At 36.2% G+C, this 17,286-nt stretch carries 19 protein-coding genes; 8 read left to right on the plus strand and 11 right to left on the minus strand.

Features of this window, described 5'->3' with window-relative positions; genetic code table 11:
* Positions 1-134 precede the first annotated feature (134 nt).
* Together JR050_RS08140 and JR050_RS08145 are read right to left on the minus strand one after the other, a co-directional pair.
* Positions 135-599 (minus strand): hypothetical protein, encoded by a 465-nt coding sequence (locus JR050_RS08140; protein ID WP_204203024.1) that lies wholly within the window; start codon positions 597-599, stop codon positions 135-137.
* A gap of 434 nt (positions 600-1,033) precedes the next feature.
* Positions 1,034-2,338 (minus strand): MFS transporter, encoded by a 1,305-nt coding sequence (locus JR050_RS08145; RefSeq protein ID WP_239454206.1) that lies wholly within the window; start codon positions 2,336-2,338, stop codon positions 1,034-1,036.
* A 519-nt stretch (positions 2,339-2,857) separates the two neighbouring features.
* Between JR050_RS08145 and JR050_RS08150 the strand changes: the two genes are divergently transcribed.
* On the plus strand, positions 2,858-3,277 hold the full coding sequence (locus JR050_RS08150) for a hypothetical protein (RefSeq protein ID WP_204203025.1): 420 nt from the start codon (positions 2,858-2,860) through the stop codon (positions 3,275-3,277).
* 38 nt (positions 3,278-3,315) lie between these two features.
* Here JR050_RS08150 and JR050_RS08155 read toward each other — a convergent pair whose 3' ends face one another.
* The 4 genes from JR050_RS08155 to JR050_RS08165 all read right to left on the minus strand — a co-directional run bounded on the left by JR050_RS08155 (position 3,316) and on the right by JR050_RS08165 (position 7,476).
* Positions 3,316-3,780, minus strand: coding sequence for a DinB family protein (locus tag JR050_RS08155; RefSeq protein ID WP_204203026.1), 465 nt, complete (start codon positions 3,778-3,780; stop codon positions 3,316-3,318).
* Positions 3,781-3,926: 146 nt separating this feature from the next.
* Complete coding sequence (abc-f, locus tag JR050_RS08160) at positions 3,927-5,816, minus strand: ribosomal protection-like ABC-F family protein (protein ID WP_204203027.1); 1,890 nt, start codon at positions 5,814-5,816, stop codon at positions 3,927-3,929.
* Between the two features lie 189 nt (positions 5,817-6,005).
* Positions 6,006-6,140, minus strand: a complete 135-nt coding sequence (locus JR050_RS20800) for an RAxF-45 family protein (protein ID WP_430392869.1) — start codon at positions 6,138-6,140, stop codon at positions 6,006-6,008.
* 103 nt (positions 6,141-6,243) lie between these two features.
* The gene (locus JR050_RS08165) at positions 6,244-7,476 is read right to left on the minus strand and encodes a PLL family lectin (protein WP_239454207.1); all 1,233 of its coding nucleotides are present in this window, start codon (positions 7,474-7,476) and stop codon (positions 6,244-6,246) included.
* Positions 7,477-7,852: 376 nt separating this feature from the next.
* On the opposite strand from JR050_RS08165, the gene JR050_RS08170 reads away from it, so the two are divergent.
* Complete coding sequence (locus tag JR050_RS08170; RefSeq protein ID WP_204203028.1) at positions 7,853-8,011, plus strand: hypothetical protein; 159 nt, start codon at positions 7,853-7,855, stop codon at positions 8,009-8,011.
* Positions 8,012-8,046: 35 nt separating this feature from the next.
* On the opposite strand, the gene JR050_RS08175 is transcribed toward JR050_RS08170, so the two are convergent.
* Positions 8,047-8,490, minus strand: a complete 444-nt coding sequence (locus JR050_RS08175) for an OsmC family protein (RefSeq protein ID WP_204203029.1) — start codon at positions 8,488-8,490, stop codon at positions 8,047-8,049.
* A gap of 158 nt (positions 8,491-8,648) precedes the next feature.
* Between JR050_RS08175 and JR050_RS08180 the strand changes: the two genes are divergently transcribed.
* Positions 8,649-8,870, plus strand: coding sequence for an IDEAL domain-containing protein (locus JR050_RS08180; protein WP_204203030.1), 222 nt, complete (start codon positions 8,649-8,651; stop codon positions 8,868-8,870).
* Between the two features lie 31 nt (positions 8,871-8,901).
* Positions 8,902-9,138: an IDEAL domain-containing protein gene (locus JR050_RS08185; RefSeq protein WP_204203031.1), complete on the plus strand. Its 237-nt coding sequence runs from the start codon at positions 8,902-8,904 to the stop codon at positions 9,136-9,138.
* Between the two features lie 66 nt (positions 9,139-9,204).
* Here JR050_RS08185 and kynB read toward each other — a convergent pair whose 3' ends face one another.
* The 3 genes from kynB to JR050_RS08200 form a co-directional block, all read right to left on the minus strand.
* A complete protein-coding gene (gene kynB / locus JR050_RS08190) occupies positions 9,205-9,822 on the minus strand; it encodes an arylformamidase (RefSeq protein WP_204203032.1) in 618 nt (205 codons plus the stop codon).
* Positions 9,823-9,834: 12 nt separating this feature from the next.
* Positions 9,835-11,103 carry a kynureninase gene (kynU, locus tag JR050_RS08195; protein ID WP_239454208.1) on the minus strand — a complete coding sequence of 423 codons (1,269 nt, stop codon included), beginning with the start codon at positions 11,101-11,103 and terminating at the stop codon, positions 9,835-9,837.
* A gap of 120 nt (positions 11,104-11,223) precedes the next feature.
* Positions 11,224-11,472: a glutaredoxin family protein gene (locus JR050_RS08200; RefSeq protein WP_204203034.1), complete on the minus strand. Its 249-nt coding sequence runs from the start codon at positions 11,470-11,472 to the stop codon at positions 11,224-11,226.
* A gap of 312 nt (positions 11,473-11,784) precedes the next feature.
* Between JR050_RS08200 and JR050_RS08205 the strand changes: the two genes are divergently transcribed.
* Together JR050_RS08205 and JR050_RS08210 are read left to right on the plus strand one after the other, a co-directional pair.
* Positions 11,785-11,967 (plus strand): DUF6954 family protein, encoded by a 183-nt coding sequence (locus JR050_RS08205; RefSeq protein WP_204203035.1) that lies wholly within the window; start codon positions 11,785-11,787, stop codon positions 11,965-11,967.
* Between the two features lie 72 nt (positions 11,968-12,039).
* Positions 12,040-13,206 carry an FtsW/RodA/SpoVE family cell cycle protein gene (locus JR050_RS08210; protein ID WP_204203036.1) on the plus strand — a complete coding sequence of 389 codons (1,167 nt, stop codon included), beginning with the start codon at positions 12,040-12,042 and terminating at the stop codon, positions 13,204-13,206.
* A gap of 41 nt (positions 13,207-13,247) precedes the next feature.
* Here the strand turns inward: JR050_RS08210 and JR050_RS08215 are convergent, their stop codons facing one another.
* Positions 13,248-13,517 carry an alpha/beta-type small acid-soluble spore protein gene (locus JR050_RS08215; RefSeq protein ID WP_204203037.1) on the minus strand — a complete coding sequence of 90 codons (270 nt, stop codon included), beginning with the start codon at positions 13,515-13,517 and terminating at the stop codon, positions 13,248-13,250.
* Positions 13,518-13,866: 349 nt separating this feature from the next.
* On the opposite strand from JR050_RS08215, the gene JR050_RS08220 reads away from it, so the two are divergent.
* Together JR050_RS08220 and JR050_RS08225 are read left to right on the plus strand one after the other, a co-directional pair.
* Positions 13,867-15,249, plus strand: a complete 1,383-nt coding sequence (locus JR050_RS08220) for a glycine--tRNA ligase (protein ID WP_204203038.1) — start codon at positions 13,867-13,869, stop codon at positions 15,247-15,249.
* 333 nt (positions 15,250-15,582) lie between these two features.
* Positions 15,583-16,701 carry an IS110 family RNA-guided transposase gene (locus tag JR050_RS08225; protein ID WP_204201818.1) on the plus strand — a complete coding sequence of 373 codons (1,119 nt, stop codon included), beginning with the start codon at positions 15,583-15,585 and terminating at the stop codon, positions 16,699-16,701.
* Positions 16,702-17,286: the final 585 nt, after the last annotated feature.

Below are 17,286 nucleotides of genomic sequence, written 5' to 3' on the forward strand. Positions count from 1 at the left end.
TAATAAGTTAAATAGCTTAACCAATATCTAGTTGTGCCAAATTAGAAGTCACACATGTATATAATGTTTCTGATACACTAAGAGCTAAATCGATCCCACACGTTTCTAGACATAAAGGCCATCTTTCATTTAAGCTAATCCATTATATGTAAGATAAAGGTGGTCAATGTATGTAAGGGGTTATACTTTGAATTGAATTTCCCCGTGTTTTCCTGCCACTTCCATGAGGGCATGAATGCCGTTGAATTTAGGAGCAATAATATAAAACCTCTCTCTCTCTCTCTTTCTTCTAAAGTTTGATTAATTTGGTTTCGCAATATTGCCATCTCTAATTGAAGTTCCAACAGCTCCACTATTTTTCCTGTTGTTAATCCTTTTTCTATTGCTTCAAAGCTAACGAATAGTTCTTCTTGATTATTTAGTTTAATTAAAATAAACCATCCTATATGGGGAATATACTTAAACTCTTCCCCAATACAAAAGCTATCACCATAACAAAAGTACTCTTTTCTAGTGACTTGTTTCCCTTTTGTGTATCCATAGTACCAGCTAGTCACAAGCATTCCTTCCACTGAAGCAACTATGTGATAAGGATTCATTTTCCCCTCCGTTAGCAATAAACTTTCTATATTTTATTTTCCTACAAGTACGATTATGAAGAAATTAGATACTAAAAAATAGAAAAAGAGGTTGGGACAAAACTAAAACATGATACTCTAATGACGAACAATTTCAAATTAGATAGCCTTTTAATACAGCTGTTAATTTCCGTGCAAGACTTCGCTTTCCGCGGGCAGTTGGTGAGCCTCCTCAGTCGTTCCTCCCTGCGGGGTCTCACCTAACTCGCTTCTCCCGCAGGAGTCTTCGTCTTGCACTCCAATTAACAGCTAGTACATACATAAAACAAAACGTAGTCTCTAACAAAATAAATAAAAAAATCCGAACTCATTCAAATCCTATTAAACGAATTTGAGATGATTGTTCAGATTTTTCTTCACCGAGTATACTTTTTGCCCAGCCTCTTTATGTTTCTTTATGCTTTTTTGTACGGCACACGCAAATGAAAATATATACCACAAAGTACTAATATGATTAGGGAGCCAAGAGCAAGTCTACTTGCTAGATTTCCATAATCTTTAAGTACAAGTGTAATGGTACCGTAAATTAATGGACCAACAATGGATGATACTTTACCGGAAAAGGCAAATAATCCGAAAAATTGCCCCCTTTTTTCTTTTGGTGTAAGCTCCACAATCATTGTTCTAGATGTAACCCACATTGCCCCCATTGCAACACCATATAAACTACCAGCAATCCAAAATAGCCCTTGATTCGTTGCGATGGTGGCAATAACTAATGCGATAAGAAGAATAATCGCTACCATTGTTACAGCTTTTTTTGCACCAACGTTTCGAGTGATATAACCGAAAATGAAGGAGCCGATAATACTCGATATTGTTGATACTAAGTAAAGCAAAATAAACATACCTGTTGAAAAACCGACGATTGCTTTTGCATAAATTGCCATTACTGATATCGCCGTTGCAATCGCATCATTGAAGAAGAAGTAAGCAATCATGAATAAGAATATTCCTTTATATTGGCTTCTCATATCCTTAAACGTCTCTAGTATTTCACCATAACCACTTAAGAAGCTTTTTTTCTCAACAACCTGTTTTCTAGGTTGATCTTTATAAAAGAAGAAGATCGGTAAAGAGAATAATAGAAATAAAATACCTGTAGGAATGAAGGCTTCATGGAATCCTCCGTCTCCAACTAACGGGTACACGGTTAAGCCAATTAATGTTCCTAAATAACCAATTGCAACTCCATAACCAGATAGAAGAGGAACTTCACGATCATTTCCTATATCTGAAATCATTGGATCATAAAAAACCAAACTGGAATTATAAAAGAATTTTGCAATCACAAAAGATAATAAAACAAGAATAAGTCCAACTGTTGCATCAGAAATAAAAGTTGCGAATACGCCCATTAAAATCGTTGCAGTAATGGATATTAACGCAAACGGAACTAGATACCTTTTCTTTTGATTTGTTCGATCAATCAACACTCCAAATAAAGGAGAGAAAATGACGAGAAAGAAGCTGGCTATGGCATTTGAATAAGTAATAAATGTACTCGCTACCTGATTTAATACTTCATCTTTCCCAATAACCTCTTGCAAGTAAAATGGAAAAAAGATTGTGGTAATGTTTGACGAAAAAATTGTGTTGGCAAAATCATACAAAGCCCAGGAAATGACCGGTAATGAAAGAAACATAGCAATCGTTGACCTCTGACTTGGCATATGCTGATCTCCATTAGAACCACTCATCTATACCCCACCCTTCTAATTAGAAACTCGGTTAGCGCTAAATCTTCGAAAGAGATGAATCCTAAATTTTCTTTACTAATGCTTTTTTACTAACAGCTTTTTTCACATAGATTGTTGTTTTTCAGAAAATCTAGAAACCCACGTACTTGTAAGGTTTTGGCATCATTTCGTCGAAGTAATGAATATCAAAACCATTGAAATGAATTAGGTAAATAGAAACAATGTTTACGAAAAGAGCCTTACTAAACAAAACCTCTCCTACAATAATACGACTTTTTTCATTCATAACCTCTTAAATTTACAAAATAAATAAAAAATAACAAAAGTACTAGTCTTTACTCCTTATTTATGCTCCCTCAAAACTCCATAGCACAACTTTATAAATAAAATCCTTTAGTAAATTAACGCAGTGGGGGACAGGCCCCCACTGCGTTAATTTGCTAAAGCGAGAGTATAGGTTCTCTTTGTTTTCGCATACTAAATGGAGAACTTATTGTATGTGAATGGGAGGATAATCATATGTTTCGAATAGTAACTGCGTTGATGCTTATCTGTTTATTTATGGTTGGGTGTAGCACGACAAATGATGCTGAGCCCCCAGCAGAACAGGGAACTAATCAGGATGAAGGTATGTTTGAAGGTGAGGAAAATGATAAACAGTCGAATGATGATTTACTAATCGATTCTCGCGAAGAGGTTGATGGAGATAATGATGACCGAATTTCGACAACTAAAGCGGAGGAACTTGTTCGAGAACAGTTACAAATTGATGAGGGTTCAAATACAGTTGTTGCTTATGACTCAGAAACAGCATCTGGCCATTATCTAATTCGAGTAAATACCGTTCATGACGATACAACGAATCAACATGAAACAGATCACGACGGTCTGTATACTGTAAATGCTATTACGGGAGAAATACAGAAATCTCAAAAATAACATTGAAAGAACATAGACAAATTGTCTATGTTCTTTCATTACTTTGTAACTGATTGAATCTGTACTTGATGATGCTTATCATGACCTTGGAAATCTTCTAGTAGTGATATTACCGTGTAGTCATGATTACCTACTTTAAACGGTATATACAATTGGTCTTCATTAAGTTCATTTATCAGGTGGACGAATTCCTTACGAACATTCAAAAATTCATCAATTAATTGATCTTTTGATTTTGTTTCTCTTGCATATTTTGCTGCTCGTTCATTTTCTTCCTGAACTGGTGGGAAATTTGGTAAGTTATCCCCTGGTTGAACATCGATAATTGATAAGTTAAGCAAAAAACGATCCCAAAACATTAAATGAGCGATAATTTCACTCGGTGACCATTTCCCCTCGGAATAAGGATTTGACCACGTTTTATTCGAAATACCTTTAAGTGTTTCAACCCACTTTAAAAAGTTATCATGTTCATTTTTAATCTTTTCTAATGTATGAAGCAAAATCTTCATCTCCCTACCTTGATTTTCAACTAATGATTTCCATATCTTATCCTGAAACTCCTCTTTTTAATACCATTACTTCTTTTAACAATGTTCTGATAGACTATTTTTTTACATGTGATTAACAAACATAGACAGTACTGAATTTATAGAAATACTTCGAGCTTCTCATATAAATCATCAATTTCTTCTCTTAGTTTATCTACTTTTTCTTGAAGTTTCACTAAGATTGTTACATCACTTTCAATCATCATTTCCTCCTCAAGCTTTACCTTTTCTAGCTCAACTGTTTCTATTTTCTTTTCTAGTTCAGCAGTTTGTTTTTCTACTTCTAATACCTTTTTGTCACTTTTATGAGTTACCATTTGTACCTCTACATTCTCTTTCTCTTTACTTACAATTTGCTTATTATTTATTCTTTTCTCCTTCACTTCATCATAAGTCCCTAAATACGAAGTAAAAGTGTGATCCTCTAACCACAAAATAGTGGTAAATAATTTATTAAGAAAATAACGATCATGCGAAACAGTGAAAATAGTTCCCTCGAAGTCTTGAAGCGCCTCTTCAAGTACTTCTCTAGAGTCTATGTCTAAGTGATTGGTCGGTTCATCTAAAAGTAATACATTAATGTCTTGATGCATGAGCTGAGCTAATCGTAACCGCATTCTCTCTCCACCGCTTAAACTCTCAATTTTCTTGAATACAGCAGGTCCATAAAATAAAAACCTTGCTAAAATTTGTCTTGCTTCACCCTCCACACATGGTACTTGATCTCGAAATGCATCAATCACCATTTGCTTTCCTTCTTGTTCAAAAACGTGTTGTGATAAATAGCCTAGCTTAACGTTACTACCTATTTTCACTTTTCCAGTTGAAGGCTGTATTTCACCGATCAGCATTTTCAACAATGTTGTTTTTCCAGTTCCATTTTTCCCGACAATTGCCACTCTTTGTTTATGCTGTAATGTATACGAGAAGGAGTGGAACAATCGTTTACTACCAAATTCCATAGCTACATTCTCATAGGTGAAAACATCTTTACCGCTTCTGTCTGTTGTATCTAATTCTAAACCTATTTTCTTTCTCTCAAGGACTGGCCTTTTAAGCTTTTCCATACGTTCTAACGCTTTTTCCATACTTTTTGCTCGTCGATAAAACTTCTCGTTCGGTGGGTTCCCTTCATTTGCCCATTGCCTTAGTTGACGTATCGTATCCTTCATTTTTTTAATTTTCTTTTGTTGCTCTTGATAGGCAGCAAATTGGTCGAGAAGTCTTTTTTCCTTTTCTTTAATAAAGCCTGAGTAATTCGTATGATAACACGTAACTTCACCATCATCTAAATCATAAATATCAGTCACTACTTGATCTAAAAAGTAACGATCATGTGAAACAATGACCGCTGTTAAATTCTCAGATCTTATATACTCTTCTAACCATTCGATCGCCTCAACGTCTAAGTGGTTTGTCGGCTCATCTAATAACAATAACCCAGGCTTTCTTAATAAAATTAGTCCTAAGCAGATCTTTGTTTTTTCTCCACCACTTAACAAGTGAAAAGGCTGATGAAGTAAGTCAACGATACCTAATCCATTGGCAACCATCATTAATGTTGCATCCATTTCATAACCACCAAGACGTGTGAATTCATCTTGAATTTGGCCATACTCGGCTAGTATTCGTTCAAGCTGTTCACTATTCAAAGTTGGGGTTGTCATTAACTTTTCAAGTTCTTTTAATCGGTTTGCTATCATTACTAATGAATCAAAAGCCTTTAGAAGCACATCACGTCCCGCTAATTCCTTTTCAAATGATGGTATTTGAGCTAAATAACCAATTGATAATCCCTTTTTTCGATGAATAGCCCCTCCATCCAAATGCTCTTCTCCACTTATTAACTTTAGAATTGTTGTTTTTCCTGTACCGTTTGGTCCAACTAACCCTACTCTGTGTCCTTCGTGAAAATCAAACGATAAACCTTCAAATATTTTTGAACCACCATAGCTTTTCTCTATTTCATTGACTGAACAAATTATCATCTATATCACTCCATGTATTTAATAAAATTGACTTCATCTTCAATACTCCAATAAATATCCAAATAAAAAACCGCAGGCGTCTTACACCCGCGGTAAACAAATTCGCATCATCATGGATACGACAAATTTAATGAAAAAGGATGCCAAATTAGGCATCCCTTTTACCATTACATTTTTTCCGGTTAAGGTTTAAGAGATGTTGGTTGCTATACATTTGTTAAAAAAGGACAGACTTCCCCCTTGGTTAACAAATGTAAATGAAACAGCACGACAATTTACAAAAATTTCAAGAAATTGCGCGCAAACAGCAACCAAATTAAACATCTCATACACCTCCTTCTTATAATTATGCTTATTATATGCTAAATCTCACCTATGTTGCAAGAATATTTTACCAACAAAAAAGAAAAAAGGACCAGTTTTGGTCCTAAGTTGTTCTCCAACGATGAATCAGTTGTTGATTTTGTCCTCTTGCAAATACGTCAATTCGATTTCTCCCCCACGAAACTGACGCTGGCTCAGAAGTTAAGCTTCCACCTAAATCCTCCCAGTCACTCCAGCTTCTTCCGTTCCAATATTTATAAACTAGTTGGTCTTTATCACCTTTTGCAAATACATCGATTTGGTTTGTTCCCCTCGATGAGGCAGTAGGACTTGAAGTTAAGGTTCCACCAAGTTTTTCCCAATCACTCCAGTTCGAACCATTCCAATATTTATGAATGAGCGCTCTATTTTCTCCTCTTGCAAACACATCAATACGATTTGGTCCCCATGAAATCGCTCCAGGAGCTGATGTTAAGGTACCACCTAAGTCTTCCCAACCACTCCACCGCGTCCCATCCCAATATTTATGATACAAATGACGATTCGCACCTCTCGCAAATACATCTAGTCGGTTTTCTGCCCAAGATGCCACTGCAGGTGATGAAGTTAACTGACCTCCAAGACTTTCCCAATCACTCCATCTTTCTCCTTGATAGTATCTATGATACAGCCCCTGATCTTCTCCTCTTCCAAACACATCGATTCGACCAGGTCCCCATGAAACCGCTGCTGGTGATGAAGTTAAGGAACCACCTAAGTCTTCCCACTCTCTCCATCTAGTGCCGTCCCAATAAATATGGTAAAGTCTCTGATTTCTACCTCTTGTAAATACATCAATTTTATTATTTCCTAACGATGAAGCCGATGGTCCTGATGTTAAGTATCCACCTAACGACTCCCAGTTGCTCCAATCTTGTTCAGGTTTGAAATCAAGATTTTGTAACACTAGTTGGATTACTCGTTTAATTACTCGCTCGGAAACTGCTTCTGGCACTCTATATGCAGTTAAAAACGGTACAACCCAAGCGAACTCAGATGAAAATTTACGATAGATTTGATTTGTTCTTTGATTAATTGATCCTTGTACACCGCTCGCATTGCTAATTGTAAAATCTACGACTAATTGAAATAAATACCGAGACATTCCTCGATTAATATTGAATTCTCTTAGTTCATCTGCAAGTTTCGTTAAATCATCTTTAATCACATTCCATACACGTTGTAACTGCTCATTCGGTTGTCTAGACGATGCAAAATAATAATAGTGTAAAAACTCCTGCTGACCAGGGATATAACCGGTTCCTTGACTATTATAAAAATGAGGTGAATAAGCCATGGATTTATTACCTCCATTTCAAAAATGACTTTTAAAATTTCTCTTCACTACCAACCTATGTACATATTTTCTTTTTTATTGCTATTTTTTCGAAAATGAGCAGGTTTACAAGGAACACAAACACTTGTCTAAGAGGAGGTAAAATTTAAAAATACTTTGTATAGCTTGTATAGAAATCTTACCTCTTCACAATCTATTTCTATAGAACGCTCTGTTAAACTTAATTGTTGATTGAAGTGATGGTCTTCGCTTTCCGCGGGCGGTACGTGAGCCTCCTCGTCGCTCCACGCTTTTCCCGCAGGAGTCGCCATCTTCCACTGCAATCAACAAAGGTTTAAAAAACATAACAGAGCCTTATAGAAAGGAGAGTTGCTTTTTGAAAAAGTGGAATGAACAGGCTGCACCAAACAATAATTTATCATCAGCTGATATTGAAAATTCCAACCTTCCAAATGAACACGAATTTTCTGAAGAGTTATCCGACGGAATGGAACGAAATGAAGCAATCGAAAAGACGCAGACAAATAACAAATGACCATAAAAAAGAGCTTGATTCATTTCAAGCTCTCTTCATTCTACCTTCTCCCACCTCTGAATTACCTTCACATCGGCAGCTTTAAATAAATTGTAAACTGGACACCGTTCCTCCACTTTATCCTTCAACTTATGAATATTTTCTATAGGTTCAGTTGTTTTTATCTTGATCGTCATTTCAACTTTTTCAAAATAAGTTTTCACATTTGGATCACCTTTCATCCCTCTAGGATCTAGCTCTCCAATGACCTCAAAAGTAAGTTCTTCTATGTTTAGTTTCATCGCTTTTGCTGCAGCGAATGCAGTAATGCTTTCACATGAAGCTAATGTACCTAAAATAGCATGTAAAGGAGTTGGTCCTTTATCACTACCACCAAATTTCAATGGCTCATCCATAATCAATTGATGTTCTTGAGCTACAACTGTAGTTGTAATATCTTTTGCGGATGTTCTTATTTTATAATGACGTTTTTCGCCCATTTTTCACTCACCTCTACATTACTATGTACAAATAGGTTTAAACTCCATTCAAAAGTGGTAAAAATTACAGTAATAAGATATTTCTAAATTTTCTAAAAATAACTTTACAATTTATATATTTCCACCGATAATAATAAAAAGGCATAGGAGGAGTAGACATGAATCAATATGAAAAAGATCAGAAAAACGAACTTATGATTGTACCAGCATCAAATGAAACACAAACAGAGTATTCCCTTGCCGCACAAGTTTTTTTAGATCAATCATTGTTAATGTTTCAACAAGAGCAGCTTATGAAGAAAATTGATGAATCACTACTAAATGGTGATAGAGATACGTTCCTACACTTATCTAAACAATATAAAGAATTACTAAATTAATATACACGATTTCATCTTGGAGGTGTGTCTAATGAGACGTTTACGAAAGACTGTAAAATTACTAACAAATGAAAATCATAAATTCTTCTCATATAAACTAACTCAGGAAGAAGAATACTCCTTACAGCTCCAAGCAACATTATTCTTAGATGAACAATGTTATCTTTTTAACAAAGATCGCTTGAGTAAACAGATTAATGAGGCATTACTTCAAAATGACGAAATGGCATTTAGAGAATTAAGTGAACTATATAGTAACTATCTATAAAATAAAAAGCCTTGGGTGATCTTATGCCGTATAGCATTCGTCACCCAAGTTTTTTTTGTACTCTTATTAATATCGAATAACTGCTCGAACAGGGCTTCCGTCACCATCTACAAGCGGTAAAGGTAAGGCAATTAAATCACACATTCCTTCCTTTACCGTATCTAACACTATTCCTTCTAAAATGTGAATATCATGCTTAGTTAATTCATGATGAATGGATAGCTCTTTGCTATCAAGATGGTCAACTGATGGTAAATCAATTCCTAATAGTTTGATGCCGTTTTCAGCTAAATATGAAACCACACCCTTTTCCAAAACAGGAACCTTTCGTGGAAAAGATGATCGATCTACCCAAGCCATTGTCTTTAAAAGAACAATTGTACTTCCATTGAAATGATACTTCTCTATATACTTTAGGGAAATCACTTCCTGGTTTGTCACTTCTATAATCTTAGCTTTGCCAATGTATCGATTTGGATCTAGGTCGATAACCTTTTTTCCCTCACTATCAAAATGAAATGGTGCGTCAATGTGCGTTCCGAGATGTGTACTCATTTCGAGCTTACCGACATTTACAGAACCCGTTTCTTCTTTTGTCCACTTTAATGAAAAGGAATATGGAGTATCTCCTGGCCACCCTACCGTATCATTGGATAATGGTTGTGATATATCAATCCATGTCATTTCTTCACCTCATTAAGCAATTACTTCTCTTTCATTTTTAAATTTTTTATAAACTTCCTTTTCCATAATCTCTTTCATGATTTGGACCACGTTCCATACTTCTTCAAAGGATGTATAGAACGCGATTGGTGCCAGTCTAATAAGGTTAGGTTCACGATAGTCTGGTATAACGTGGTATGCTTTCAACGCTTTGCAAATGCTAGCTGCTTCTTCATGGTGAAGACAAACATGTCCCCCTCTTCGTTCATCTTCTCTCGGATTAATAATTGTGAATTGATAAGAATCAAGTTCTTGTTCGATCAAGCTCATGAAAAAATCCGTTTGTAATTTAGATTTTTCATGAAGTACTTGTATACCCGCTTCCTCAAACAATTCCAAAGAACCTATTATTGGTGCAAGACTTAATATATGTGGCGTTCCTATTTGAAACGCACCTGCATGATGCTCATATTCAAGGTCATGCTTCATATCAAACTGCTTTTCTTTCACAGAACTAAACCATCCAGCAATACCTGGCTCGATCCCAAAGTGACGTTCATTCACATACAAGCCACCAACTGCTCCTGGTCCACCATTCACATATTTATAGCTGCACCAAAACGCAAAATCAGGCTTTATATCAGCAAAGGAATGTGGAATCACTCCAATTGAATGTGCCAGGTCAAAGCCAATCAAGATGCCTTTCTCATGTGCTGCTTCAACTAATCTTTTCATATCTAGTAATTGACCACTTCGATATAAAACTGAAGATAAAATGATTAAACTTACGTCATCTGTCATTGCTTGAATAATGTCATCTTCTTGCAGAGTGTAACCATCTCGACTTTTAATACGAATCAAATGTTCTTCAGGTGACAATCCTTTTCCTTTTAATTGACTTTTTATCGCATAAATATCGGAAGGAAAAGTTAGTTCATCTGCAATAATTTTATTTTTCTTACCGATTGGTTGATAAAATGTCGCAAGAAGTTGATGTAAATTGACAGTTGTTGAGCCCGTAACGATTACTTCATTTTCTTTTGCTCGAATTAAGGTAGCCATCTTAGCACCAAGTGACTCAGATAAATAGAACCACGGTGAACTACCATTCATCCATCCCTCAATTCCGTAATCCTTCCAGCTAATTAATAATTGTTGAACCGTAGCTTCTGCACGTTTTGACAGTAAGCCTAATGAATTGCCATCTAAATAAATCGTACCTTCTTTTATATAAAATTCATCTCGAAAATGAGACAACATATCCTTTTGGTCAAGCGCCCTTGCATGCTCAATTGTATACATTATTAGTACCTCCATGTATTTTTTGATGATTCATTCTATTTTCTAGATTGTTATGATAAAACCCTTTTTTACTTTGAGCATGACTTGTGAAAAGAAAAAAACTAACGAGAATGTTCTCCGTTAGTTTTCAGACATAAACTCTTCAAATTTTTCTCGATCAAAGCCGAAAATTACTGTTTCTTCTTCACCCTTTTTAATAACTGTAACAGGAGTAGCAGATGCACCTAAATCAATTAACTCATCTAAGTAGGTAGAATCCTTTCGAATATCTCGTTCCTCGAATGGTATTCCTTTTTCTTTTAACCATAGTTTTTCTTCATGACATGGCGGACATGTTTCTTGCGTATATATAATAACTGTTTTTGACATTTCCAAATCTCCTTATTCTTTGTTTTTGAAATATTTAAAAGACGATGTTGATTTCAATGGAGAGTACCCAGTTTCAGAGGGAGTAACTTAGAGCTTACGAGTACCACCTCCCGTTCTCCACTGGAGCTCCCCCTTCCAAAGTTAACTATATTTGTTAGCTAATTCACTTCCAATACTTAAATCATATCATTTCTATTTTTTATACATGCTATATTGTAACATTTTATTTTTCTTTTACGTTTATTTAAGTAAGACGTGTAAAAGATAAAAGAAACAGTTTTTACACGACCTTTTGTAAGGAGGCGCGTAAAAATGAAGTGGATTATTATCACATTATTTAGTATTCTCGTTGTTTTGATAATGTTTTTTGGACTTGGTCCTGTACTACTTGCAGACGGATCCGAGCAAGAGCGTATCATTACTTTGGCAATTGTATTACTTCTTTTTGTTGCTATTTCTATTAGTATCAAAATATTACTAAAAAAATTTAAATAAAGTCCTTTACAGTATGAAAGCTTCTTTGGGAGAATGGAAGATGAAAGAAAATGTACGAAGAAGGGAAGCAATATGGGGTCATCGAAAGAACAAACAAAGTTTGATTATGTGCTTGCATTTTTATTATTTCTTTTATTTTGTGCAAGCTGTTTAGCCATATATAGTGCACAAACAACTTCCACACAATATGATTCAAATTTTCTCCTGAAGCAGATTGTTTTCTATGTAGTTGGAATTGGAATTGTTGGGGGCATAATGATTTTTGAACCTGATCAAATCCGTAAGCTGGCTTGGTATTTATATGGTTTTAGTGTATTTGTCTTAATTGCCTTACACTTTGCTCCCTCCTCTATAGCACCTAAAATTAATGGAGCAAAGAGTTGGTTTAACTTACCGGGTTTCGGTTCTTTTCAACCTTCTGAAGTGACGAAAGTTTGTTTAATCATTGTACTTAGTCATGTTATTACGAAGCATAATGAACAACATACGAGTTCAACTATCCAATCTGATATCATGCTATTAGGTAAAATACTCTTAGTTGCAAGTGTACCAATGGGTATTATTATGCAGCAGCCAGACTTGGGTACTACTCTCGTACTAATAGCCATTACTGTAGGTCTCATTTTCATGTCCGGCATTACTTGGAAGTTGTTAGTGCCTATCTTTTCTAGTATTACACTCATTGGATCCACGATTTTTTATTTAGTTTTATATGCTCCAGAAATACTCGAAAAGTACTTACATGTAAAAGCCTATCAGTTTGGACGAATTTATTCATGGATTGATCCTGCAAACTACAGCAGCGGTGAAGGGTATCATTTGTTAAATTCGTTAAAAGCAATTGGCTCTGGAATGTTATCGGGTAAAGGGATGGGAATAAATGAAGTATATATTCCTGAAAACCATACTGACTTTATATTCACTGTAATTGCAGAGCAATATGGATTTATTGGCGCAACAGTCGTGATTTCCTTTTTGTTTTTACTTCTATATCACATCACTAAGGTCGCGCTACTCTCCAATTCACAATTTAGCTCTTATCTATGTGTTGGGGTAATTTGTATGATTGGATTCCACGTTGTTCAAAATATCGGAATGACAATTGGTTTACTACCGATTACTGGCATTCCACTACCTTTTATTAGTTATGGTGGTAGTTCGTTAGTTGGAAACATGTTTGCAATAGGTTTAATTTTCAGTATACGTTTCCACTATAAAACGTATATGTTCGGAGATTAATAAATGGCTAGCAATTCCCCTGGAATCTGCTAGCCATTTTATTAGTGATTTAATTTATTCTTCGCCATCTTAATTAACTCGGATACCATCTTTCCACCTATCTGTCCTCCAACCTTTCCTGCATCTCGTGACGTTAAGGATCCATTATACCCATTAGATAGTGGAACACCAACTTCACCTGCAACTTCTGCCTTCACTTCATCTGGATCATTGGTGGGAACGTTGTAGCCTTCTTTCTTCATTACATCAACCTTTAATTGATTAAGGGCCGCTCGGGCTTCTGGTACGAGTGGCTTACGTTTTTTACTCATCTTCATCCTCCTTTTACAGGTAGGTTCTACATTTTTTGCCTAAATCAATCATGAAGTGTTGACTAGTAAATTTGTTTTTTGGTAATATTATGTTCAAGTTCATGTAAGTCAAGTAACGATGACAGACATATAGTAACTAGTTCTCTCATGTAGAAGCGAGTCAGGGATGGTGTAAGCCTGAACATGAAAATTAGTGAAACGGCAGTCTCGAGTGAAAATTTAAAAGAGGGTTTGTTTCATAACAAACCAACTAGGGTGGAACCGCGGGAGATATGCTCTCGTCCCTAGGCTATTCATAGCCTAGAGACGAGAGCTTTTTTAATTGAAGTCGAAAAAGGAGAGAGTAAAAATGAGTAAAACGATGGAACAAGTTGTTTCACATGCTAAGCATAGAGGCTTCGTTTTTCCAGGGTCAGAAATTTATGGAGGACTCGCAAATACATGGGATTACGGTCCATTAGGTACAGAATTAAAAAACAATATTAAAAAAGCATGGTGGCGTAAGTTTGTTCAAGAATCACCTTACAACGTTGGTCTTGATGCTGCTATATTAATGAACCCCAGAACGTGGGAGGCATCTGGTCATATCGGAAACTTCAACGATCCGATGATTGATTGTAAAAGCTGTAAATCGAGACATCGTGCAGATAAATTAATTGAAAATGCCTTAGAGGAAAAAGGAACAGAAATGATCGTAGATGGTCTTCCATTTGAAAAGATGGAAGAGCTAATTAAAGAACATAATATTGCTTGTCCTGATTGTGGAAGTATCGATTTCACAAACATCCGTCAATTTAACTTAATGTTTAAAACTTCTCAAGGTGTTACAGAATCTAGTACCAACGATATATACCTACGTCCTGAAACAGCACAAGGTATTTTCGTTAACTTTAAAAATGTTCAACGTTCGATGAGAAAAAAACTTCCGTTCGGGATTGCTCAAATTGGTAAAAGCTTTAGAAATGAAATTACACCTGGTAACTTCACGTTCCGTACAAGAGAATTTGAACAAATGGAGCTAGAATTCTTCTGTAAGCCCGGTGAGGAGTTAGAATGGTTTTCTTATTGGAAAAAGACATGTGAAAATTGGTTACTATCACTTGGTATTACAAATGACAATTTACGTCTTCGTGACCATGATGAAGATGAATTATCTCATTACAGTAATGCAACAACAGACTTTGAATACAAGTTTCCATTCGGTTGGGGAGAGCTTTGGGGAATTGCATCCCGAACAGATTTTGATTTGAAGCAGCATGCAGAATACTCAGGCGAAGACTTTAATTACATTGATCAAGAAACAAATGAGCGTTATGTTCCATATTGTATCGAGCCTTCATTAGGAGCTGACCGTGTGACGCTTGCATTTATGATTGATGCTTACGAGGAAGAACAACTTGAGGACGGTACTTCTAGAACAGTAATGAGATTACATCCTGCTCTTGCGCCCTACAAAGCAGCTATTCTTCCATTATCAAAGAAGCTCTCAGATGGAGCTCGCAGTGTGTTTGAAGATTTATCCAAGCACTTCATGGTAGATTATGATGAGTCTGGTTCAATTGGAAAACGATATCGTAGACAAGACGAAATTGGTACCCCCTTCTGTATTACGTATGATTTTGATTCAGAAGGTGATGAAACCGTAACAATTCGAGATCGTGATACAATGGAGCAACAACGTATTTCCATCCACGAGCTTAAAACATTTATTGAAGAAAAATTACAATTTTAATTTTAGATAGGAGAGTAATCTCCTATCTAAGATTGTAGACAAAAGGCCACTCGAAAGGGATTTTCGAGTGGCCTTTTTGATATTTATGTATTATTTAATTGTTTGCAGACCTCTCCGAGGACTGTTTTTATGCCTTTTAGTAACAGATTGTAGCGAAATGGCACTCGACTCCTGCGGGAGCAGTGGGACAGGTGAGACTCCACAGGCAGTAACGCCGAGTTATCATGAACGAAACTAGCTCCTTACTCGTAACATCGTAGGTTAATTTGGTTAGAATGTTTACTGGTAAAAACAAACCAAATCAGAGCTACATTACGGAAGGAGCTAGTTATTATGAAGGATACCATAAAATATGTAGGTTTAGACGTATCAAAAGAAAAAATTGCAGTTGCGATCGCGGATGAGGGGCGAGAAGAGCCGAGATACTGGGGAGTAATTCCTCACACACCAGAAGCAGTTAGGAAATTAATAAATAAACTTGGAAACACCGAGACTCTTCGAGTCTGTTATGAAGCCGGTCCAACTGGATACCCACTATATAGATTATTACTTTCCCTAGGTGTTCATTGTGATGTGATAGCCCCATCTCTCATACCTAAAAGACCAGGTGAACGTATTAAGACAGATCGTAGAGACTCTATTCGACTGGCTCAGTTATATCGAGCAGGAGAATTAACTAACATCTATGTTCCAAACGAAGAGGATGAAGCTCTCCGTGATCTTGTAAGATGTCGTGAAGATGCAAAAGAAGATGAACTTAGGGCAAGGCACCGTTTGAGTAAATTTTTGCTTCGTAATAACATTAAGCCACCGTCAGGTGTGAACAAATGGACGGTCAAATATCGTAGATGGCTGGATGCATTAAAATTTGAAAGCTCCAAACTACGTGTGGTCTTTCAAGAATATTATCATCAATTGAAAGAGCTAGAACAACGAATTTTAAGACTAGAGGAAGAAATTAGAGTTCAGGCAACGGAGGGCGTACACGCCCCAACCATTCAAGCCTTACAATCACTAAGAGGTGTAGCTCTTATTACTGCGACTAGTCTTGTAGCGGAGATAGGTTCTTTCAAACGTTTCTCATCACCAACACAATTAATGGCCTATATTGGTTTAATACCAAGTGAATACTCAAGTGGTGAAAGAAGAATACAAGGGAGCATCACAAAAACAGGGAATCGTCATGTACGACGCTTATTAGTAGAAGCTGCATGGAGTTATCGTTATCAACCGTCAGTTAAAGGAGAATTGATGAGACGACAAAATGGACAGTCCCCCACTATTCAAGCGATATCCTGGAAAGCACAAAACCGACTTCATAAAAAGTATTACCGATTATTATCAAGAGGAAAAGAAAGTGGAAAAGCAATTACTGCAGTTGCCAGAGAATTAGCTGGTTTTATTTGGGCTATTACACAAGAGGTAGAAGAAGTAAAAAACGCTAGTTTTTGATCTTACAAGTTGTCATGTTACGGTGATATAGGTATTATTGATCCATTTTTTATGTATGGCTTTAATTTCACACGAATAATTTACGAAGAAAGATAGATGATTGAGAACAGGGCTCGAAGGCAAAGAAAAAAACCGGAAAGGAAAACCCACGTGGCCTCCTCTGTGCTATATCTAAATAGATTAACGCACGTGCCGAGTTAGTGGATTAGTCCTTTATACGGAAAGATAAAATGTGAAAACCCACGGATATCAGAGCGTAAACCGCAGTAGAGATTTTTGCCTTCGTGCCGTGTTCTTAACTTCTATTCAAGTCAAAAAAAGGAGAAAGGAACAGATTCCTTCTATAGCTTAATGGAGTCTCTCACTTCTTTGTATGACAGTCAAGGAGACCACTTGACAGACATACAAAGAAGTGAGAAGTGGTCAGTAAGCTAAAGAAGGAGCTATTCTAGCCAGAATGGCTTGCTAACTAACAAAATCAAGAAAAGAAGCCGTAAATAGCTTCTCTTCTTAGAGTTGGTCAAAAGACAATCCAAACCTGGTGAAGAGTGGGAGCCTTGACAGTTTCGTTCATATCAGGAGGCT

The organism is Bacillus suaedaesalsae, from assembly GCF_016890225.1.
GTDB lineage: Bacteria > Bacillota > Bacilli > Bacillales > SA4 > Bacillus_BS > Bacillus_BS suaedaesalsae.